General features: G+C 45.2%; 16 protein-coding genes. 13 read left to right on the plus strand and 3 right to left on the minus strand.

Going from position 1 to position 22,246, the window contains the following annotated elements; translation table 11 throughout:
- Window positions 1-191 precede the first annotated feature (191 nt).
- The 7 genes from QT990_RS29525 to QT990_RS29555 all read left to right on the plus strand — a co-directional run bounded on the left by QT990_RS29525 (window position 192) and on the right by QT990_RS29555 (window position 10,388).
- Window positions 192-2,312, plus strand: a complete 2,121-nt coding sequence (locus QT990_RS29525; protein ID WP_333144626.1) for a WD40 domain-containing protein — start codon at window positions 192-194, stop codon at window positions 2,310-2,312.
- Between the two features lie 105 nt (window positions 2,313-2,417).
- Window positions 2,418-2,837: a DUF2281 domain-containing protein gene (locus QT990_RS29530; RefSeq protein WP_333144627.1), complete on the plus strand. Its 420-nt coding sequence runs from the start codon at window positions 2,418-2,420 to the stop codon at window positions 2,835-2,837.
- Window positions 2,838-3,135: 298 nt separating this feature from the next.
- Complete coding sequence (locus QT990_RS29535) at window positions 3,136-4,281, plus strand: iron-containing alcohol dehydrogenase family protein (protein ID WP_333144628.1); 1,146 nt, start codon at window positions 3,136-3,138, stop codon at window positions 4,279-4,281.
- Window positions 4,282-4,380: 99 nt separating this feature from the next.
- Window positions 4,381-5,565, plus strand: a complete 1,185-nt coding sequence (locus QT990_RS29540) for an aspartate aminotransferase (RefSeq protein ID WP_190739684.1) — start codon at window positions 4,381-4,383, stop codon at window positions 5,563-5,565.
- 396 nt (window positions 5,566-5,961) lie between these two features.
- Window positions 5,962-8,454, plus strand: a complete 2,493-nt coding sequence (locus QT990_RS29545) for a dynamin family protein (protein ID WP_333144629.1) — start codon at window positions 5,962-5,964, stop codon at window positions 8,452-8,454.
- A 38-nt stretch (window positions 8,455-8,492) separates the two neighbouring features.
- Entirely contained in the window at window positions 8,493-9,038 is a 546-nt protein-coding gene (locus QT990_RS29550) for a hypothetical protein (protein WP_333144630.1), read from the plus strand.
- A 15-nt stretch (window positions 9,039-9,053) separates the two neighbouring features.
- Complete coding sequence (locus tag QT990_RS29555) at window positions 9,054-10,388, plus strand: hypothetical protein (protein ID WP_333144631.1); 1,335 nt, start codon at window positions 9,054-9,056, stop codon at window positions 10,386-10,388.
- A gap of 356 nt (window positions 10,389-10,744) precedes the next feature.
- Here QT990_RS29555 and QT990_RS29560 read toward each other — a convergent pair whose 3' ends face one another.
- Both QT990_RS29560 and dapF read right to left on the minus strand, forming a co-directional pair.
- On the minus strand, window positions 10,745-11,887 hold the full coding sequence (locus QT990_RS29560; RefSeq protein WP_333144632.1) for a hypothetical protein: 1,143 nt from the start codon (window positions 11,885-11,887) through the stop codon (window positions 10,745-10,747).
- Window positions 11,888-12,259: 372 nt separating this feature from the next.
- Complete coding sequence (gene dapF, locus QT990_RS29565; RefSeq protein ID WP_333144633.1) at window positions 12,260-13,330, minus strand: diaminopimelate epimerase; 1,071 nt, start codon at window positions 13,328-13,330, stop codon at window positions 12,260-12,262.
- A 312-nt stretch (window positions 13,331-13,642) separates the two neighbouring features.
- Here dapF and QT990_RS29570 point away from each other — a divergent pair, with 312 nt between their 5' ends.
- A complete protein-coding gene (locus QT990_RS29570) occupies window positions 13,643-13,855 on the plus strand; it encodes an Hfq-related RNA-binding protein (protein WP_333144634.1) in 213 nt (70 codons plus the stop codon).
- A 260-nt stretch (window positions 13,856-14,115) separates the two neighbouring features.
- Here the strand turns inward: QT990_RS29570 and QT990_RS29575 are convergent, their stop codons facing one another.
- Window positions 14,116-16,431: a cation:proton antiporter domain-containing protein gene (locus QT990_RS29575; protein ID WP_333144635.1), complete on the minus strand. Its 2,316-nt coding sequence runs from the start codon at window positions 16,429-16,431 to the stop codon at window positions 14,116-14,118.
- Window positions 16,432-16,972: 541 nt separating this feature from the next.
- On the opposite strand from QT990_RS29575, the gene QT990_RS29580 reads away from it, so the two are divergent.
- From QT990_RS29580 to QT990_RS29600, 5 genes are all read left to right on the plus strand, one after another.
- Entirely contained in the window at window positions 16,973-17,212 is a 240-nt protein-coding gene (locus QT990_RS29580; RefSeq protein ID WP_333144636.1) for a glutathione S-transferase domain-containing protein, read from the plus strand.
- Between the two features lie 174 nt (window positions 17,213-17,386).
- Window positions 17,387-18,448: an NADH:flavin oxidoreductase/NADH oxidase gene (locus tag QT990_RS29585; protein ID WP_333144637.1), complete on the plus strand. Its 1,062-nt coding sequence runs from the start codon at window positions 17,387-17,389 to the stop codon at window positions 18,446-18,448.
- Between the two features lie 317 nt (window positions 18,449-18,765).
- On the plus strand, window positions 18,766-18,996 hold the full coding sequence (locus QT990_RS29590) for a hypothetical protein (RefSeq protein ID WP_333144638.1): 231 nt from the start codon (window positions 18,766-18,768) through the stop codon (window positions 18,994-18,996).
- Between the two features lie 335 nt (window positions 18,997-19,331).
- On the plus strand, window positions 19,332-20,237 hold the full coding sequence (locus QT990_RS29595) for a D-hexose-6-phosphate mutarotase (protein ID WP_333144639.1): 906 nt from the start codon (window positions 19,332-19,334) through the stop codon (window positions 20,235-20,237).
- A 452-nt stretch (window positions 20,238-20,689) separates the two neighbouring features.
- A complete protein-coding gene (locus QT990_RS29600; protein ID WP_333144640.1) occupies window positions 20,690-22,216 on the plus strand; it encodes a phosphomannomutase/phosphoglucomutase in 1,527 nt (508 codons plus the stop codon).
- Window positions 22,217-22,246: the final 30 nt, after the last annotated feature.

Genomic DNA, 22,246 nt, shown 5'->3' on the forward strand with positions numbered 1-22,246 from the left:
GACTAATTATGAAATGGAACCGAAAAATAAAAAATAAAGGTAACTTAGTTAATGCAGTTTAGATGTTTGACAGCTTATCAATGATGAAATTAAATCTAAAAAGCAACAAGTGCAGAATATCGGGCAACCATCCGAATTATACCTCCTAACATCCTGCTACACTATTAATAACCGCATCCTCACCCACATTTATGTTCGCAAAAGCCATCCTCGCTCTCGCTCCCTTAATCTCGGAAGTGCTGTCACCCATCGCCCGAAATATCGGTCACAAACTAGGAGAAACCCTCGGCAATAAAGCTCAACAATGGGTAGAATTTCTGATTCCCGCTCCCAATCAGATATCCTCTGATTCGACTGAGATAGAGCCAGTAAAACAGCGTTATTCCCAGGAAATGCTCGAATACGCGAAAGCGAAAGATGCCAGAGATAACGAATTGTTAAAGCTGACAGTAGCACAAACAGCACGCCGCCTTGAGTTGCAGGAACAGGAACAGCAAGACAGACTGAAGCTGGCAGCCTTGCAGCGGGATTTGATGCGGGAATTGCAAGCAAAGGATATTCAGATCAAGCTGGCTGAAATTCAAACAATTTGGGATAAAGATACTTGGTTTTCTAAGTTGAATCGAGAGGAAACTAAGCAGATTTTACTTCAGCAGCAACACCGCCTCTTAATCTTACTATCACCGCCAAAAATTAGCAAGCGATGCCCGGAAACCTTTTGTGAAGATTTGCCAATTGAGATGAGAAGTGTGGGAGATTTTCTCAGACAGCATTATCCTCAACAGGATGTCTTACGCCCGGTTAAGTTTTATAGCGACTATTTCACTGAGTCGATTGGTGATATTGATGTGGAACGCTTGCAGCGAATTTTATCTCCGGTTCCTACTACAATTTTATATAGCGATATCAGCGATTATGCGGTAACTTTTCGCGTCGGCTTTTGGGGATTCCTGAATAATCAGGAAGTCTCCCTGTTTTCTACCAAAGCTTTTGACTGGGAAGAGGCAAAAGATGCACTTTTAGCATCTGGGATAAGTGAGAAAAAAGCCCTCCGCATGATTCGGCAGTTGATTGTGGCGATTCACAAATTGCTGGCGGGATTTTTAGCCGATTTGTATTATCTCAATATTGACCCTGGCTATGAACCTCAGTTGTTTAATTTAAAGGATGAATTGGCTGAAGATGGGTTGGCAGAAGAATGGGTGAAACCTTATTTTGATATTCTTCAGGATATTCAGCGGCGGCATCGAGAACAATATGAACAGGAGTTGAAAAAGCTGATTGAGCAAGTAGAGGCTGAACGTCAATCTCAAGAGACTGCCAAAGCTAAAGCAAAACCCCAACAACAAATAGAAAAAGCTGTCAAAGCTGAAGCCCAACGCCAACAACCAAGAGAAGAACAAATCATTAGAAAAGCTCACTCCTTCAAATGTGTAAAAACTATTAATGGCGTAGGTTTTTCACCTGTTACGTCCGTAGTTATTAGTCCAGATGGCAACACTTTTGTTAGTGACAGCAGTGGAAATTGTAGCCAACTTTGGAATCTCCAGGCAGGAGAACTGATTCGTACTTTTTCAGGGCATTCAGGTGCGGTTTATTGCGTTGCCATTAACCCTAATGGAACAATTTTAGCTAGTGGAAGTTCTGACCAACAAATTAAGCTGTGGAATCTGGAAAATGGACAAAAAATTAGCACTCTAAAAGGTCACTCATTTTTAATTCGGTCTCTTGCTTTTAGTCCAGACGGAGAAACTCTTGCTAGTGGCAGTCAAGACAATATTATCAAACTGTGGAATCTGAAAAAAGGGCAGGAAATTCGCACTCTCATAGGGCATTCATACTCGGTTTGGTCTGTCGCTATTAGCCCGGATGGAAATACTCTGGTTAGTGGTAGTTATGACAATACTATCAAGGTTTGGAATTTGAAAACCAGACAGGAAATTCGCACTCTCATAGGGCATTCACAGTCGGTTTTTTCCGTTGTCATCAGCCCGGATGGACAAATTATTGCGAGTGGTGGTGGAGACAACACTATCAAGCTTTGGAATCTGAAAACCGGACAGCAAATTCGCACTCTCACAGGGCATTCAGAGTCTGTTTTTTCCGTGGTCATCAGCCCGGATGGACAAATTATTGCGAGTGGTAGTGGAGACAACACTATCAAGCTTTGGAATCTGAAAACCGGACAGCAAATTCGCACTCTCACAGGGCATTCAGCCCAGGTTAATTCGGTTAGTTTTAGCCCGGATGGGCACACTCTGGTTAGTGGCAGTTCAGATCAAAGTATCAAGATTTGGCGGTGTGATGGGTGAACTAAAAGGGAAAGATGAAAATTATGGCGCGATTGGCCAACATGGAACTACAAAACTTGACTGCGTGAGAAATAAACCGATAAACGCTTAGGGAAGGTAATTGAAATGTCAGAAACAATTAATTTTGAGCAAGCAGTGTTAGAGAATCTGCGACAGTTGCCAACGGAGAAACAACAAGAAGTGCTCGACTTTGCACAATTCCTCGTGCAAAAAGCGGAACAGAAAAAGCACTTACCTAGCGAAAGTTCTGAGTCTAATATTTCGTCAACAACCGAACATAGTCTCAAGCTATCACTTAGAGAAATTGCTAGCCTGCCAATAGCAGAACGCCATAAAATACTAGCACCATTTATACCTGCTACAGCCGAAGATTTTTTGACATATCCTGAATTAACGGAGTTTTCGGTACTCGATGGCGAGGAGTATTTAATTGAGAAATGTTACACTCGCAGCCACGACGCTTTTTTGAAAGGCTACGTACCCGAAGACGAAGGACTTTATGATGACTACAGTACGTTTGTCTAGATTAGATTGTCGGGAAAAGTTTTTGTTGCTAGCGAAAACCCGGCAAATTTCTCAACCAGATGCAGCAGCAGTGAAACAAGTCTGGGAGTTGTACGTTAAGCCTCAATTTTAATCATAATTCGATCGCCCTCAACTCTCCAACTCCCCTCAACTCCGCCCTCCCATCCCCCAACCCCGCACAATACTTAATAAAAACTTTACAAAACTTACCCGATCGCCCAACATGGGTTAGAGTTATCCTAGAAAATCCAGCAATCCTGCAAAGCGTCAACCTTCTCGTCACTTATCCAGTGGTTCGATGACTCAAACCCAAAGCACTAAAACCGCCACCCCAACTGCAATTTATTCCTTGACAATTGCTCCAGCCTGTGTATTGCGGGGTCGATCGGCCTTAGCACAAGCCGGAGATGCGATCGCCCGTTTCGGAAAGCGGCCGCTAATCGTCGGCGGCAGCAACTCCCTCGCCGCCGCCCAACCGTACCTGCAACCAATCCTCGAACAGCAGCAGTTAAAATCGGCCGAAACAGCATACGGCAAGGATTGCAGCGAAACCAGCCTCGAAACCCTCCGCGAGGCAGCCCAAACCCATCAAGCCGACTTCATCATCGGTGTCGGCGGCGGCAAAGCCTTAGACGCAGCAAAACTCGTCGCCCATCAGTGCAAAATCCCGATCGTCACAATACCGACATCAGCCGCCACCTGTGCCGCTTGGACAGCCCTTTCTAACATTTATTCAGAACAAGGTGCATTCCAATACGATGTCACATTAGCCCGATGTCCCGACTTATTAATACTCGACTACGGCTTAATTCAAACCGCACCGCAGCGGACATTAGTAGCAGGAGTTGGAGATGCGATCGCCAAATGGTACGAAGCATCAGTCAGCAGCGGACACTCCGAACAAACCCTGATAATTTCCGCCGTCCAACAAGCTAGAATACTGCGCGATATTTTATTCCAAAAATCAGCCGCCGCCCTCAAAGAACCCGGTAGCGAAACCTGGCAAGAAGTCACAGATGCAGCCGTATTGCTAGCAGGAGTAATCGGCGGAATTGGCGGCGCCCAATGTCGCACCGTCGCCGCCCACGCCGTCCACAACGGCCTAACTCATCTATTAGCAAGTCACGGCACATTGCACGGCGAAAAAGTCGCCTACGGCATTTTAGTACAACTGCGACTAGAAGAAATGCTGCAAAACAATCAACTCGCCGCTAGCGCCAGACAGCAACTGCTAAAATTCTACGCCGAAATTGGATTGCCCCAAACTTTAGACAACCTAGGACTCGGAGACATTACCATCACAGAATTGCAGCGCGCCGCCGATATCGCCTGCAATCCGAATTCCGACATCCACCGACTGCCTTTTAAAGTTGTTCCCCAACAATTAATGGCAGCGATGGTTTCTACCACCGCACCTGTGGGAGAATTAAAGATTAAGAATTAAAACAGTTTGTAGTAAGGACTAAAGTCCTGAAAAGGCTGTGCTAGCAAGGACGAAAGTCCTTACTACAAACCAGGAAAACTGACAACTGACAAAAAATAAATGACCTTGGATTGGATTACCCCTGCTGACAGGTTGCAAAAACTACCGCCCTACGTATTTGCCCGTCTCGATGAACTCAAAGCCCGCGCCCGCGAACAAGGACTCGATTTAATAGACTTAGGAATGGGAAACCCCGACGGTGCCACTCCTCAACCAGTAGTAGAAGCGGCTGTCGCAGCCATCCAAAATTCTGCCAATCACGGCTATCCACCCTTTGAAGGAACTGCCAGTTTCCGCCGTACTATTACTAAATGGTACAGCCGCCGCTACAACGTTGAACTCGATCCAGAAAGCGAAGCATTGCCTTTGTTGGGTTCTAAAGAAGGTTTAGCACATTTTGCGATCGCCTATATCAATCCAGGGGACTTAATATTAGTACCAAGTCCTGCTTATCCCGTATTATTTCGCGGCCCAATCATCGCCGGTGCAAAAGTTCACAACATCATTCTCAAACCAGAAAATGACTGGGTAATTGACTTAGCCGACATTCCCGACAGCGTAGCCGAACAAGCCAAAATACTCTATTTCAATTATCCCAGCAATCCGACTGGAGCAACAGCACCCCGCGAATTTTACAAAGATATTGTGGCTTTCGCACACAAACATCAAATCTTGCTGGTTCACGACTTGTGTTATGCGGAATTAGCCTTTGACGGCTATCAACCGACAAGTTTATTAGAAATTCCCGGCGGTAAAGAAATCGGTGTCGAATTTCATACTATGTCCAAAACCTACAATATGGCCGGCTGGCGAGTCGGTTTTGTAGTAGGAAATAGCAAAATTATTCAAGGTTTGCGGACATTAAAAACCAACCTAGATTACGGTATATTTTCCGCATTGCAAACAGCAGCAGAAACAGCACTGCAATTGCCGGATAGTTACTTGCACGAAGTGCAGAATCGTTACAGGACTCGCCGGGATTTCATGGTGGAAGGATTGGCAGAATTAGGGTGGAATATTCCTAAACCTCTGGCTGCAATGTATCTTTGGGTTCCCTGCACTCCGGGCATGAGTTCTACTGATTTTGCCCTGAATGTTTTGCAGCAAACGGGTGTTGTGGTGACTCCTGGCAATGCTTTTGGGCCGGGCGGCGAAGGATATGTGAGAATTAGTTTAATTGCAGATTGCGATCGACTGGGAGAAGCATTGCGGCGCTTAAAACAAGCAAACATTCGCTATCAATAGTCATTGGTTATTGGTAATTGGCGATCGGCCGCTCACTCTGCATCAACTCATTATTATGTTGATGGTGACACCCATTATCCCCTAAACATAATAATGAGATTAACAAGCTCAGGCGCATATAAATTGTACAGTCAAGTTTGATGGAATTATTGTGGGGTGTCCCGCCCGCCCGAAAAATATAACGCAAGGTGCGGGACAGCAAGGTGCGTAGGATGCCCCAGAGCAGAATAAACCTGTTATAAATCGAAATAATCAATCTCCGAGGCACTCTACAAGTTGATTTAAGAGTGACTCTTTATTTTGTGGCAAGGTTTAAAACATCCGTGGATGTACGAGGTGCGATGCCGTGTCTCCTTAGTTATACTTAACAAAGATCATTAAGGAAGCATTTTTGCCATGCCTGTAATTGAATCTAAGTTAAACAACACGCGCAACCTTTTACAAGAATTAGGCAACTCAGTCTCTAGCTTAGTCAACTCGTCCCCGGATGTTTTTGCTGATCCGGGGATTCAATCTTGCCTACAGGATTTTTTAACTGTTTATCAAGAAGCCGTCCAACGCCTAGAAAATCCTAGTTTTCGGATTGCTACTCTGGGCACAACTTCCTCTGGAAAGTCAACGATTGTTAACGCGCTGATTGGTCGAAAAATCGCACCGATTGAAGCCGGAGAAATGAGTGGGGGTGTATTAACCATCAAACATTCTCAAGAACAGAGATTAATGATTGCAGAAACGGAAGATGCTGCTTGGGATGCTGGTGAATGGACGGGATTAAGCGATGAGGATTTATACCAGCGAATTCGCACCGTGATGCACTCCTATCACGCGGCGCGGAAAAAGCGTGAGTATGTTGCGCCACAAATAACAGCTCATGTTCCTCTTTTACCTGCTTGTGATGCTTCTTTACTGGGTTTACCCAACGGAATCGGAGTTGAATTGATTGATTTACCGGGATTAAAATCAGTTCAAGACCGGGCTAACTTAGCAACTATCCAAAAGCAAGTTAATAAAGCTTTTAGTTTAGTGGCTTTAGACTATATGCAGGTAGATGATGAACACAGAAAACGCTTATTAGAAGAATTAAAGAAAGTTGTCGAATATCTACAAGGTCGCACAGATTCGATGATTTTTATCTTAAATCGGGTCGATAACCGAGGAGCAGATGATTTACCTCTATCAGAGCGGATTGATAAGTTAAGAGAAGAAATTAAAGAGGTCTTATCGCTTCCAGAACTCCCTGATGTTCTGCCTTTTAATGCTCGTCTTTTATATTATGCTCAGTGTGCTTGGGGTTCAGGAGCTTTTAACCAACCGTCATTGATGAGTCAGGAGATACGCTTAAAACTCCTTAAGGCTATGTTTCAAGACTGTGCAGGAGTTATTAAATCAAATACTAAAGAGAATCGAGATTTAAAGAATTGGTTCCGCGATCTTGAAGACCGGATAGACGAGAATGAGATTATTGATGATGAAACCATGCGGCAAATTCTCCACTATTCTTTAGAATGGAGTGGAGGTAGAGAACTTTGGGATCGTTTCCGTGTGCGGGTTCAAGAATCATTTGCTGAATTGGTAATACTTCCTGCATTGTTGGAAGTATTCGACAATTACAATGCTTTGGCACAATCTCTTGATATTTTGATTCAAACCCGAAAAATTAACAATAAAGAACAGGTTAAACAAGAAAGAGATAACATTGCTAAAATTCGTCAAGAATTTCATAAAAATATCAAAATTTGTAAAAAAGAATTTCATGGCGATATTAAGGCAATAATAGAACTCTTAAAAATAGCTCCTGAAGATCATATTGAGGCTAAAAAAATTGCTAACATAAAAGGGTTTGATGATAGCTTTTCTCGGCTATTTGGTGCTGTCAATGAGGTAGAAGGAGATTTAACCACATCTCTAATTGTTCCAGTTCGCGATGCGTTTAAAAATAATCAAGGAGCTTTTGAACTCAGAGATAAACTAGGGGAAATCACATTACCTTCATTAGCTGAGGATATTTCTAAAGCCTATGATAATGTTAGTCGAAGACTCAGTAAGTTTTCTCCTAAGTCAGAATACTTAGTTAAGCGTGTACGGGCTGATGATAATCATGGAACAAAAGAAATTGAACATGATGAACGCTATACTCTGTTGCTATATCACAGCATGAGAAAAGCTATATCCAAAAGAGCAGAGTTTTTATTGCAAGGAAAAGCTCAAAAAATTGAACAAGCTTTACAATCATTAGTTGAGAAGCCATCTAATGAGCTAGTTAAGAAACTAAAAGTTTGTTTGTCAGAGGAAGTTTTTTCTTCGATTAATATTGAACAAGCAGCCATCAGTAATTTACGCAAAAAGTTAGCTCAAAACTTGCCAACTTTACCTGAGAAGTTTTTTGAACTTCCAGAAGCTATAGAAAAAAAGCGAACCACAGAAAAAGAAGAAGTTGGTAAGGAAGAAGTAAATGAAACTCGCAGAAAAACAGAATATGAAAGCTATAGGGATGGCTCTTGTTTCTCTAGCACAAAAACACGACCTGTAACCCGTGAATACCAAGAAGCTGTAACTCGGAATATTTATGAAGATATCGAGTATGTTGAACTTTTCCTTCCTTCTCCCGACTTAATGGCAAAACAATGGTCAAGTGGAATTGAGAAAGGGAAAAAACGTTTGTGGGATATTTTGTTTGAGTGGATTTCCAAACGGTTAGATGATGTTAGCAGTAACTTTGAAGAATCCGTTGATGAGATTACCAATCTAGCTGAACGCGCTTTGCAGCAACAATCAAGTATTATTGAGGGCAATTTTGAGCAAGAAAAACAGTTCTGGCGTGACTTTGAAGTTAAAAAAGATCATGCAACAGGAGTTTATCAAAAGCTACAAGAGATTATTCGTCAGTGAAGCAAGTTTTAAACATAATGAAATTTAGGAGTTGAAAAATGGACCCTTTAGTAGTATTTTTTTTCTTGATAGTAGGAGCACTTTGTCTCAAGAAGCAACAAGAGGAACCACAACCGCCAACTGATAGAAAACCTGGAGAATTTGTTATTAATCCTCCACCTCCGCCAGATAAAAATGCTGTAGTGCAGGAAAATGCTAAACAATCTTTAGTTTTAGTTTTAGTTATTTCTGCCTCACAAGCAGAGTTCCTTGAATCGCTAAAAGACAAAAAGCATATTGATGTTAGTGAGGGAGAACAACTTTACCAAATTACTAGATATTTATGGCTAGGATCTGACACTGAACTTTCTCTGCAAAAACCTGATATCAATAAGTATTCAGTCGCCAAAGGAGCAGAATCAGAATATGATATTTACTTAGTTGAGATTAAACTGAAGCAAGATGACGAAGGATTTAAGCCTAAAGTCAATCAACTTGATAGACATGATGCGTTTCGTAACTTAGCTGGTTTAGCAGTTGAGGTTAAAGTGTCTGATAGATTCCAAATGGAAGCCTACGAAAAGCTTGAAGTTTACAATCGCTAAATAGGAGCAATTAAAATGTTAATTGATACCACTCTCTTAGTTAACAATCCCGAAATTATCAAAGGTTTACTTAATGGTTCAATGCAACGCTATGGAAGCGTTATTAGATGGGCTGCGGGAACTGTAAATGGTGGTCAAATTGTCCGCCATTTAGCCGAAACTCCCGGACTGACTAGCAAACTGATGACTGTTCCCTTTTCTCCCATTGTGGCAGGAATTGATGTTATTGGTCATGGGCTTAGCTATCATAAATTAATAGGTGTCGAGAGTAAATTAATCGGTATTGAAAAAACCTTATCCTCAGTGATGGGGCTAAGTCAAATTGCTGCGGGCGCAAGTGTTTTAAACCTTGGTGTCAGTATTGCTGGCTTTGCCTATATGGGCTACAAACTGCACCAAGTACAAAAAACTTTAGGTCACATTCAACAGTCAATGGAAGAAGGCTTTAACCGTGTTGAATCGGGTTTAAATCGGATTGATAATCGCATGGAAGAAGGATTTAATCGAGTTGAATATAGGTTAAATCGGGTTGATAATCGCTTATATATTATCTCTGAACAATTGGCATATCTGTATTTATTGGTAGAAGACAGCCGCCAAAAGCAAAAAAGCCTTGCTAAAGCTATTTCCCATCTTCATCAAGCCATGCTAATTAAAGAAATTGCAGCTTTAAAAGCTGAACTTGACGAGCGCTCTCGTTTTCCTGATGAATCACCGAGATCGGCCATTAAAACAGCTTCCCGTGTGGGATTATTTCTCAGTAATCAAGCAATGCAAGCTACCCCAGAATTAGATGCTGAAATTATGCTTAATGCTGATGTTTCTATTCAAGGTTGGGCTGTAGCCGTAGCAACAGAAGCCAATCTTCTCTTAGAAATAGGGAAACATCAAGAAGCTAAAGAATTACTGGCGTTACAAATCCCCCAATTTAAACAAGTCGCCGAAAGATGGGGGAAGGCACTAATCAATGATGAAAACACTTATCTATCTACTGCTTATCGCTTTACTAATTCTCGGTTTAAGAACCATATTACCTCAGAACGAGTAGAACGAATTACGGAAATATCACCAAGCGATCGCACTTTATCTCCTGACCAAATCCGAGGCAAAAAAAATTATGTTGATGTAGAGTTTGAAATGTCCTATAGTTCTGCTAAATTTGATCGAGCATGGACACATCGCCAAATTGCCGTAGCTGAATATTTGGATGGGTTGAGTGAACTTTCAGCAAGATTAGAAGGTTTAGAATCGTTTGCAAATCTGTGCGAAAGTAGAGGTGTTAAAAGCAGCCGTGAAATTCTGCCTGGGCCAGACACTGAACCGGGCATATACATACTACCCAGCACATAGGGTAGGGTGCGTTATATCAAATCCGGTAGCCTCGGAATTAATATTACCCACAATCAGGACACGGCAGGGCTCATAAGTGTCAACTTAAGCTTTTTGTGCGCCAGTCATCCCGCCCACCCAGCACTCCGCCAGGGAATGAATTCCCTGTCTAATAGCGAAAGTCCTCTCAAAGAGGACTGAAAAACTCATTAGTCCTCTTTGAGAGGACTTTCGCTTTGAGGCAGGGGTTTCAACCCTTGCCGGACTATCGGTTTTACGTTAAGTTTACACTAATGGGCAGTACCGTTTTCCTACAATTAATGGGGGTAGGGAAACGGCACTGCCGTGTCCTCCGTTTCTATCATCTCTGAGTGTAACTATAACGTTTGAATTTGCTCAATCACCCAATCAAAAGTTTCCATAACTTGCTTCAGTGCAGATTCGTCTTGCAAAGTAAACAAAGCCAGACTCGGCGACCTTCTCTCGCCCGGTTCTATAGGTAGCGACAGACCGATCGAACTCAGTTTACTTCTCAATTCCAGCCAATTGTGTTCCGCATTAAACGGCGGCTGGGAACCGTAATTGTCAGCAGAAATCTCCATTCTGCCAGCAATATCTACAGTGAATAACTGATAGGGTTTTCTTCCCCTTTGAGGCAATTGAGCCGCGAAACCGCCGTAGGCATCCCCCGTTCCCCAATGGATTTGAACTTCAGGTTCTTGACTTTTCGCCCAAACGTAAATTGCTCTTGCCATTTGCGCCTCGTCCGCGCCTCGTCTAGCTTTGATTTCCGCAAAAAATGAAGATTCATCCCAGCGCCTTCTTTCGCGCGTTGCGCTGGATTTTTTCTGCTGTGCTTCCGCTGTCTGACCGATCACTCTGGGAACCAGCGTTTTCAAACCGTCTTCACTTACATACTGCTTAATTTCCAGGGCCAAAACTTCAACCGGGTCCATTTGTTCGTTGAGAAATTCCACAACTCGGCGCATTTCAGCGGAAATCTCGTCAGCTACAAACACTAAGCGAACTTTACCCGCTTGCAAATTAGTTTTAACCTTCTGCCAAAATCTGTCTTCATTAGCATCCGCACCGAGAAACTCTTCAAAAATCTGTTCAGGATCGCGACCCCGATCGCGACAATTAGCTTCAAACAGAGCAATAATTGAATCGACAGGCCAGTAAACCAACGCATTAGCAGCATAGTCGATCGACTGACCCAAAACTTTTTGCCGCAGTTCGGCATTAGGAGTTCGCCTGACATCCACCAAAGTAGGAACTGCATTTTGGTCGAGAAACAAATGATCCAGCGACCACTGCACCGCTGTTTCCTCATCGCTGGGTGCAGCTTCCCGCGAAATTAACAGCCATCTCCGCGCCGTCGCCCGATCGATTTGGTCTCCCGCGATCAAATTAGGATAAGTTACTAGCAACTCTTGTAACTGGTCTTCCGAGTCGTAGGGCTGTTCCATCATTTCTACCAGCCTGTCGTCGTCCTGAATCAGATAAATACCTCCAGCCATGCAAGCCCACCTACTTAATTTTAGATTTTAGATTTTAGATTTTAGATTTTAGATTTCAGGCTTAGTTATTAGTCTTCAGTCTTCAGTCCGCAGCCAATGATATCATGTCCGATCAATTAACCATAATATCCCCGTCGGGGCGGGTTTTTGAGATTGTCAATTATTGGCAGGTATTGTTGGTGAACCCGCCCCTACAAAAATCGCGGTCGCTCAACCGGACATGATATGATTTGCGAATGCGGAAGGCATTGGTCAGAATGCAATAAAAATTTTGAATTCAATAATTTTTATTGCTTGTTAATTAAACAAAAAATCCCTTCTGACTAATGACTGATGACTAATAACTAATGACTAATAACTAATGACTAATGACTAATGACTAATACAACCAGTAAATACTCGCTGTGCCGGCCCGGTCATGTAAATCCGCCCAGAAACTTCTGCCCATTCGATTTCCAAAACGCCGCCGGGGAGCTCAACAGCAGTTGCCCGATCGCACTTTCCTACCAACACCCCAGCTACCACAGCAGCACAAGCACCAGTCCCACAAGCTAGAGTAACACCCGCGCCTCTTTCCCACACCCGCATTTTTACGTAGTCTGAACGTACCACTTGAATAAATTCCGTATTGGTACGCTGCGGGAAGGCTTTGTTGTGCTCGAATTGAGGCCCGACAGTTTCTAAAGCAACAGCCGAAACATCCTCTACAAAAGTAATGCAGTGAGGATTACCCATGCTGACGCAGGTAACAGACCAAGATTTATCAGCAACTTCGATCGGCACATCAATAACTTTGGCATCCGATGCAGCCAAAGTTGTCGGAATTTCCGCAGCCAGTAGCCGGGGAACCCCCATATCCACCTTAACCTGACCGTCCGATCGCAATTCGGTGATAATAACGCCCGCACCTGTGTGAATCCGGTACTCAGTCTTAGATTCACTCCCCCCCTTAGCAAGGGAGGGGTCAATTTCTTTCGATTCACTCCCCCCCTTAGCAAGGGGGGGTTGGGGGGGGTCAATTTCTTTCGATTCACTCCCCCCCTTAGCAAGGGAGGGGTCAATTTCTTCCGATTCACTCCCCCCCTTAGCAAGGGGGGGTTGGGGGGGGTGAATTTCTTCCGATTCACTCCCCCCCTTAGCAAGGGGGGGTTGGGGGGGGTGAATTTCTGACCCTTCCAAATCGGCGATAAACTTAGCCAAACAGCGAATTCCATTGCCGCACATTTCCGGTTCCGAACCGTCGGAGTTAAAAATCCGCATCGTATAGTCAGTATCGTTTTGACCCGGAAGAGCAAATATCACACCGTCTGCGCCAATCCCGAAATGTCGATCGCACAAATCCACAGCTTGTTCTGGCGTGATCGCGGGTTCTGACGAGTGGCGGTTGTCAATCAGAATAAAATCATTTCCCAGTCCGTGATACTTCGCAAACTCGATCGGCATAAAAACAAACCTCTTTTGGTTAAAACTGGTTAGATAATTTGCTGACCAAATTACCCATTTCCCAGTATTATAAAACTTTCTGCAATTTATAGTCCTTTCTAGTGAAATATAAACAAATATAATATTTATAACTCCACAGGGATATCTAATTAATGCTGATGTCAATCCCTCAATGAATATCGGTCGAAAACTAGCCGCCAACTTGTTTATCCCTCATCCGGTAGACGCGCTTGTAGTTGCGGCAGTATGGGTTAAACGGTATAAACAGAAGAATATGGTTTAAGGTAATATTTGACTATATTTTTCTGAACTATGTCTGAATTTGAAACCGGATTGCCCAGCGTTCGCTTAATACAAAGCTACATCAAAGACAAAAAACAGGTGGAGATCAAACTCCTTACCGGCGACTTACTAGCGGGCAGAATTTTTTGGCAGGATAATAGCTGCATTTGCGTCCTCGATCCCTCAGAAACACAAATTCTGATCTCGCGGCCAGCAATTGCTTATCTCAAACCCAACGGCTAAGGAGACGGGGAGAGTGGGAGAGTGGGAGAGGGGGAGAGTGGGAGAGGGGGAGAGTGGGAGAGGGGGAGAGTGGAAGAGGGGGAGAGTGGGAGAGGGGGAGAGTGGGAGAGGGGGAGAGTGGGAGAGGGGGAGAGTGGAAGAGGGGGAGAGTGGAAAAATCTTCCCTCTTCCCTCGAACCTCTTCCAACTTCGGTCTTCCTGACCTCCGTTACATCCGTTACATCCGTTACATCCGTTACAGAATCCGTTGCCGAACTTCCCTAATCGCTAAACAGCTTTTCGCTGACTTGGGCTGTTACAAAAGGCAGCTTTAAAGCAGGTTGCGGCACAGGCGGTGAGGCCGTCCGCTGCATCAAGCCGAGCTCGTAGAAGCCGCCGCACAGCAGCAAACGATCGCCTTCTTGCAAATTCGTAGTTCCGTCGGGCCAGCGAGTAAATTTCCCTTCCCGGCGGATCGCCCGCACCTGCACCCCGTACTGGGTCAGCAAATCTACCTCTGACAGTTTTTTGCCCGCCCAAGGGCTCTTTGCTGGTAGCCTCAGCCACTGGCAAGAACTGTCGCCTTGCGGCACTGCAACTTCCCCTTTCGCCAGCAACTCAAAACTGATGAGTTCTTCCGGTTCTCCGACTACAAAAAGTCGATCGCCCGACTGCAAAGCTGTCTTCCCGTTAGGATAATCAATTTCCTCGCCATCTTCGCGGACGATCGCCATTACGCTGACCCCTGTCAACTGCCGCAAGTTAGTTTCTTCCAGAGTCATGCTGGCGATGGGAGAACCTGACGGCAAGCTGTACCACTCGCTGTTCATATCTCGAACCGCCACTTTCAAATCCCGCGAAACAGCCAAAGGTTCGCGCGGTGGCCGCAATTCCAGATAGCGGCTGCTGCGAATTTGCTGCACATCCCGCGCGATCGCCATTGCGGAGAGCCCCATGCCAGCCAGCAAGTGGGAAGACAGTTCTAAACTGGCCTCAAACTCCGGCTGCACAACTTCCCAGGCCCCCAGTTGGTAAAGTAGTTCGATGTCTTTATCTTGGTTGGCCTGCACCACAATATCCAAATCCGGGACTAATTCTAAAGCCCGCTTCAGACACAAGCGAGTGCTCATAGGATCGGGAAGGGCGATCGCCATTGCTTTTGCCCGTTCCACCCGCGCGGCTTCCAATACGTGCAAGCTGGCAGCATTCCCGTAAATGTAAGGAATTCCTTGCACTCTGCAGTCTTGAATACTACTTTCTGACTCGTCGATCACCACAACTGAACAGTTGCGGCTTTGCAGCATTTTGACTAAAATTCGGCCGACTCGCCCGTAGCCGCAAACCACAACATAATTTTGTTCCGGCAAAGTTTCAGCTATTGCCACAGGTTGAGATGTTTCGTCAAAATAGCGCTGCAAAGGCCCGAAATTTTCCGCCCATTTCAATAACTGTGGCACGCTTCTCAACACAAACGGAGTCAGCACGAGGGTGACTGCTGTCGTGCCTAAAATTAACAGGTAAACGTTGCGCGAAACCAGCCCCATAGCTTGGCCGGCACTAGCGAGTACAAAGGAGAATTCTCCTATTTGAGCTAAGCCCAAACCTGCGATTAATGCTGTTTTTAGCGGATAGCCAAATAGTCGGACGATCGGCGTTATAATCAAGAATTTGCCGACAAATACTATAAATACCAGTCCCAGAATTACTTCTAGATGGTTCCACAGAAACATCGGGTCGATTAACATTCCGATGGTGACAAAAAATAAGGATGCAAAAATATCTCGCAAAGGCTCGACATAAGTTAGAGTTTGGTCGGCATATTCCACCTCCGAAATCATTAAACCCGCTACAAATGCGCCCATCTCGATCGAAAAACCCAAATATTCTGTCAGTAGCGCAATCCCTAAAGCCAAAACCACAACTCCCAGCAAAAACAGTTCCCGGCTTTCTGTTTGCGCGAGGTATCGCAGCAATTGCGGTACCATCCAAATGCCGGCGACTACAGCACCGACAGCAAATAACCCGATCCGCAGCAGGGCCCACGCTACCGTCATGCCGATCGCTTCTGCTGGCTGATTGAGTGCCGGCAAAACTGCTAGCATTAGCCCCAAAGCCAAATCTTGAACTACTAATATTCCCAGCATGACTTGACCGTGGGAAGTACCGGATTCATTGCGTTCCATCAAGCATTTCAGGACGACTGCAGTCGATGAAAGCGACAGAATCGATCCTAAAAACACGCCTTGAGCGGGCGATTCTACCCACCCTACAGCCAAGGAAATTGCAGTAGTAATGGCGATCGTCAGCACAATTTGCAAGCCCCCCCCGCCCAAACTAATGGCTTTAACTTTCTGGAGTTCGGCGAAAGAAAATTCCACTCCCAAGGCAAATAACAGAAAGGCAACCCCGAATTCAGCCAGGGTGTCTACCTGAATTAATTCTTTAATCAGCCCCAAACCGGCCGGCCCAACTACGATCCCTCCCAGCAGGTAGCCGAGAATTACCGGCTGTCGCAAGAGCGATGCAAAGAGTCCTCCTGCTGCGGCAGCAGCGAGAACTAGAACTAAGTCAACGATCAGTCGGAAGTCTTCTTGCACAAGTTTATGAAAAAAGTATAAAGTTATATTATAGTGTCTAATGTGTTGACTATGTTTAGTGGGTTGACTGTAGTTGGGGAGCAAGGACAACGACCACCCTTGACCCAGGTATTTTCTCATGGCACAGAGTTCAACTCCTCACAAAAAGCTTAACCTCTTGCAAGTTTATCGAGGGATTGCGACTGTATTAGTGGTAATGTTTCACCTCAACGAGATGAGCGCCGAGAGATAAAATCAAGTTACTTTTTTTAATTTATTTCAGGCAGGGTGGAGCGGTGTTGATTACTTTTTTGTATTGAGCGGTTTTATCATGGTGTAGGTTCACAGATATGCGATCGGTAAAAAGGATTAGTTAAAATAGTTTTTATTTGTTCAAGCCCTGCTTGCGGATTTACCCAATATGCTGGATAATTACTCAGGCACTTTTGTGTTTTTTTCTAGTAATCCCCGGTTTTGCTAACAATAAAGATTTAGGTTTTAGACAAGTAAGTTTGTCGTTGCTCCTGATACCTCAAAATGACAAGTCCATTCGGGATGTAGGTTGGACAAAGCTGCCGTTGCACCTGTAAAGACTGCACTAGAGGCGATCGAGTCCCTAACTGTAGGACACCCGTATTTGCTCGGTGACGAACTGAGCATTGGCGATTTCTACCTAATTCCAGTCTTCACCTACCTATCCGAGACCCCAGAGTACGAAGCAACGATCGCGCAAACTTCAAAGCTGCGGACTTGGTGCAATGAGGTCACTCAACTTCCCAGCGTCAAGAAAGTCTGTGCTTGACATCTGTGCATTTATATAGCAATCCTGAATCATTTGTAAAAATATGTAGGGGTAGTGCTACCCCTACTCCCCGTGCCTACCCCAGTCAAGGCGGGGCAACCGGGCGTGGGGAGAGCCCCTACAAGAATTACACGAATCATTTAGGATTGCTATATAACTCAGCGGTTTACAACCATGTCGCATTTATTTGAGCCATTGGATCAACGTGGTGTTACCTTCCGAAATCGCATTGCAGTTTCTCCCATGTGTCAATATTCCAGTGTTGATGGGTTCGCGAATGATTGGCATCTGGTTCATCTCGTCAGTCGAGCCGTAGGAGGGGCAGGGCTGGTGATGACTGAAGCAGCGGCAGTCGAGCCTGAAGGACGAATTACGCCGCAAGATTTGGGAATCTGGGACGATGCTCACATTGAAATGTTGGCGCGAATCGTCGAGTTAATTCACCGCAACGGTGCGGTTGCAGGAATTCAACTTGCTCATGCAGGTCGAAAAGCCAGTACAGCGCCTCCGTGGGATGGCGGCGATGTGCTTTCGGAATCTCAAGGAGGATGGACTTCGATCGCCCCTAGCGCCATTCCATTTGAACCCGATAGCCCCGCCCCCATTGCTCTGAGTATCGAAGACATTCAAAAGTTGACGACATCCTTTGTCAACGCAGCCCAACGCGCTCTCGCAGCCGGATTTGACGTAATAGAGATTCATGCGGCTCACGGCTACCTACTGCATGAATTTATGTCTCCCTTGACCAATCAACGGACTGATGACTATGGTGGCAGTTTTGAGCATCGCATCCGGTTCCTATGTGAAGTTGTACAAGCGGTGCGAAATGTTTTGCCCGATCGAACACCGCTTTGGGTTCGCATCTCTGCAACCGATTGGGTTCCAAATGGTTGGGACATTGAACAAAGTATTGCACTCAGCGATAAATTAAAGTCACTGGGTGTTGATTTAATCGATTGTTCATCAGGCGCAATTGTACCGGGTGAAAAGATTCCCACGGGTGCAGGTTATCAAACTATTTTTGCCGATCGCATTCGACGCTCAGCGAACATCGCCACCGGAGCCGTTGGTATGATTACTGCACCCGCCCAGGCTGACCACATCATCCGTACAGGTCAAGCAGATATGGTATTACTTGCCAGAGAAATGCTGCGCGATCCTTATTGGCCGATGCGGGCTGCGAAGCAACTACGTCAATCCGTGCCTGCTCCAGTTCAATACGCTCGCGCTTGGTAATTAAGCAGATTTGCGATCGTCGGTTTTACACAAATCCACTAGGAATAACTTTTTTAGTGTTTCTGTAAACCAGTCGCTCAATAAAGGCTTTTTTGATTCTGCGATCGGCTCCTGTACAAGGCACGTTCCCATCGCCGTGACGTGATTCGATGCGAACGCTAGCGGATGCAGTCAGTCGGATAGTGCTCTTTGGCTTGTTTTAGGCGCATTTGTGGCAATTGTCACCTGAAATCACCCTCGAAGAGATGCGGAGTTTTGCGGCTGCACCGTCTTTTGATGAACTGCTGCATTAGCTTGCTTACAGGGAACTCAGCAAGGTGTGTCGGTGGGTTCGATCGCACATCCCTCGCGATGTGTTGGGACTCGCCATCGGTTTCTCTGACGGCATCGTTGTGTCGATCGCACCTTCCCCCCTCCAACCCAACAATCTAACCAATTTAGCAACCATAATATCGGATAATTGTAAAGCAATTCACCAAGCCAAAAGCGTCACTAACCCCAGCCTAAAGGCATGGGGCTTGAAAGAGGAAGACTCACCACCTTCTTAATTTGAGACTAAAACAGTGTCTAGCCTGCGTCTTTGAGACAAACTGAATTATCTGGTGGTGGTACACCGAACGATGTTACTGGATGCCTCCCTAGTCTGTAACCTCAAGGGATATCAGTGGCGAAGGGATATACACACACGGGCTTACCGCCACTTGTTATGCGTACAGGTAGAAAGCACTCGATCCGTAACTGTCCGGGTTAAAGGCGAATACAAAACGTCGAACGTCGTTAGTATATCCAAGGCGGTAACAAGCATTCATCGGGGGAGAATTCCTCCCCCCCCATCCAATGTAAAGCCGTCCTAAAAGGACGGGGTTTCAAACCCATATTTCTGATGAGTATTGACCAATTAAACACAGACTACGGCATAGCCGGACACCTCACCTTCGCCACCGGAAACGGTGGTTTCCCCATGATTCACATCGACAACGGTCAAGCCAAAGCCTTAATTTCTGTGTATTCCGGTCAAGTGCTATCTTTTCAACCAGCCACCGAAACCACAGACTTGATGTTCGTCAGCGAAAAAGCCTACTACGCAGAAGGGAAAGCCATCAAAGGCGGTATACCCATCTGTTGGCCCTGGTTTGGCCCAGATCCCGAAGCCTTGGGGCGTCCGAGTCATGGGTTTGTGCGGAATCGCCTCTGGAATGTGCTAGAAACCGCCACAACCCCAGACGGCGCAACCAAAGTCACTCTAGGGCTCAAGGATACCGATGAAACTAGAGCAATTTGGCCCCAAGCCTTTGAACTGGCGATCGTAATTACGATCGGCACCACCCTCACTGTAGAATTAATCACCCGCAATCTAGGCGACAAAGCATTTCCCCTCACCCAAGCTTTGCACACCTATTTCCAAGTCGGCGATATCAACCGCGTGCAGGTTTTAGGCTTAGAAAATAGCCAGTATCTTGATAAAGCGGATGGTGGTGTGGAAAAAACTCAAGTGGGTGCAGTGGTAGTAGCAGGTGAAGTCGATCGCATTTATCTCGATGTCACCAATGAATTAGTCATTGACGATAGCGCCCTCAATCGCCGGATTCGCATTAAATCATCGGGTAGTAAATCCGTCGTAGTGTGGAATCCCTGGGTGACAATTTCTGCAAATATGGCCGACCTTGATGATGCAGATTATCAGCGTTTACTCTGCGTAGAAACGACCAATGCAGCTACAGATATTGTGGAAGTTCCCGCTCATGGTGAGTTCCGCTTGCAGGCAATTTACAGCGTTGAACCCCGCTAAGGAATCACAGCTTAATCTCAGCGGTGATTAGTCAGAAATTTCCCGTAAGCTGTTCCACATTTCAATTGGATAGTTGGGGCGTTGCTCAAATCCCACCCACAAGACTGGGATTGTTTCTTTAAATACAACTTAAATGCCGATTAGCTGATTGAATTGAAAAACTCTGTCACCCTAATGACTAATAATTTCATGTCCGATCGAGTGACCGCGATTAAAAGGGCGGGTTTTTGAGATTGTCAATTATTGGCAGATATTTTTCGTGAACCCGCCCCTACCGTATTAGGGGTAATCGACCGGACATGATATAATACCAAATCCCAAAATTCTCCCCTGTTTATTTATTAGTCCGCGAAAGCCGTTCGGCTAGCGCTCAGTCGAACGGGCTGCAGAGGAAAGTTTGTATAATCGGTTTCAACCACCGACTCCGATCTTTTTACTTACCATCAATTATTATGCAAAACTTCAACTGGACAAAACTTCAAAATGGCTCAGACATTCGCGGTATCGCCCTCGAAGGCGTTCCCAATGAAAAAGTCAACCTCACCCCCGAAATTGCGACAATCTTAGGTAAATCATTTGTCAGTTGGCTGGTGCAAAAAGTCAATAAACCTGCGGCAGAATTAACGATCGCGATCGGGCGTGACAGTCGCCTATCAGGGCCTACCTTAATGCAAGCAGTCATGGAGGGAATCGCCTCAGTTGGTGCAACCGTGTACGACTTTGAAATGGCCTCAACCCCCGCCATGTTTATGAGTACCATTACCCCTGGTTTTGATTGCGACGGCGCGATTATGCTCACTGCTAGCCATTTGCCATTTAATCGAAACGGCTTAAAGTTTTTCACCGCCAAAGGTGGGTTACAAAAACAGGATATTACAGATATCTTAACACTAGCCCAAAGCAATAGCTTCCAGCCAGCCGCATCGCCCGGTAACATTACAAAGCATGATTTCATCTCTGTTTATGCTAACCAATTTGTCAAAAATATCCGGGAAGCCGTCAATCATCCAGATAATTTTGAGCAACCACTAACAGGATTAAAAATTGTTGTGGATGCGGGCAATGGTGCTGGCGGTTTTTATGTTGATAAAGTCTTAAAACCTTTAGGTGCAGACACCACGGGCAGTCAGTTTTTAGAACCCGATGGTACTTTCCCCAATCATGTGCCAAATCCCGAAGATAAACAGGCAATGCAGTCGATTTGTCAAGCGGTAATTGAAAATCAAGCCGATTTTGGGATTATTTTTGATACCGATGTCGATCGCAGTGCGGCAGTCGATCAAGTTGGCAAGGAACTCAATCGCAATCGCTTAATTGCCTTGATTTCTGCGATCGTATTACAAGAACACCCAGGCTCTACCATTGTCACCGATTCTATCACCTCCGATGGCTTGACACAATTCATCGAACAAGATTTAAAAGGGATTCACCATCGCTTTAAACGCGGCTACAAAAATGTGATTGACGAGTCGATCCGCCTCAATGAAGCCGGCCAGGAATCATGGCTGGCGATTGAAACATCTGGACATGGAGCTTTGAAAGAAAATTACTTTTTGGATGATGGCGCTTATTTGGTTAGCAAATTATTGATTGAATTGGCCAAGTCAAGGCTAGCAAACCAATCTTTGCCAGATTTAATTGCGAATTTAAAAGAGCCAGAAGAAAGTGCAGAATTTCGGATAAAACTTGGTGTAGATGATTTCAAGGCTCACGGCGAGAGCGTTATTGAGCAACTGCAACAATTTGTCTCAACGCAACCTGACTGGAAAATAGTTCCCAATAACTACGAAGGCCTGCGAATTTCCTGCACGTCAGCTAGCGAATCCGGCTGGTTTCTGTTACGCTTATCACTCCATGATCCGGTGATGCCTTTGAATGTTGAGTCTAATGTTAAGGGTGGTGTTGCTCACATAGTGGCTCGGCTTTTAACTTTTTTCCAAACAACAGAATCCCTTGATTTTTCGGCACTCTCGCTCTAAGTTTTACTCGTGTCAGACTCTTAGTAAACC

It is taken from the genome of Microcoleus sp. T3_B1, from assembly GCF_036700445.1.
Classification (GTDB): Bacteria; Cyanobacteriota; Cyanobacteriia; order Cyanobacteriales; family Microcoleaceae; genus Microcoleus.

Coding starts and splice junctions, on each gene's coding strand:
- QT990_RS29525 (WP_333144626.1), top strand. CDS start 192: ATGTTCGCAAAAGCCATCCTCGCTCTCGCTCCCTTAATCTCGGAAGTG.
- QT990_RS29530 (WP_333144627.1), top strand. CDS start 2,418: ATGTCAGAAACAATTAATTTTGAGCAAGCAGTGTTAGAGAATCTGCGA.
- QT990_RS29535 (WP_333144628.1), top strand. CDS start 3,136: ATGACTCAAACCCAAAGCACTAAAACCGCCACCCCAACTGCAATTTAT.
- QT990_RS29540 (WP_190739684.1), top strand. CDS start 4,381: ATGACCTTGGATTGGATTACCCCTGCTGACAGGTTGCAAAAACTACCG.
- QT990_RS29545 (WP_333144629.1), top strand. CDS start 5,962: ATGCCTGTAATTGAATCTAAGTTAAACAACACGCGCAACCTTTTACAA.
- QT990_RS29550 (WP_333144630.1), top strand. CDS start 8,493: ATGGACCCTTTAGTAGTATTTTTTTTCTTGATAGTAGGAGCACTTTGT.
- QT990_RS29555 (WP_333144631.1), top strand. CDS start 9,054: ATGTTAATTGATACCACTCTCTTAGTTAACAATCCCGAAATTATCAAA.
- QT990_RS29560 (WP_333144632.1), bottom strand. CDS start 11,887: ATGGCTGGAGGTATTTATCTGATTCAGGACGACGACAGGCTGGTAGAA.
- dapF (WP_333144633.1), bottom strand. CDS start 13,330: ATGCCGATCGAGTTTGCGAAGTATCACGGACTGGGAAATGATTTTATT.
- QT990_RS29570 (WP_333144634.1), top strand. CDS start 13,643: ATGTCTGAATTTGAAACCGGATTGCCCAGCGTTCGCTTAATACAAAGC.
- QT990_RS29585 (WP_333144637.1), top strand. CDS start 17,387: ATGTCGCATTTATTTGAGCCATTGGATCAACGTGGTGTTACCTTCCGA.
- QT990_RS29595 (WP_333144639.1), top strand. CDS start 19,332: ATGAGTATTGACCAATTAAACACAGACTACGGCATAGCCGGACACCTC.
- QT990_RS29600 (WP_333144640.1), top strand. CDS start 20,690: ATGCAAAACTTCAACTGGACAAAACTTCAAAATGGCTCAGACATTCGC.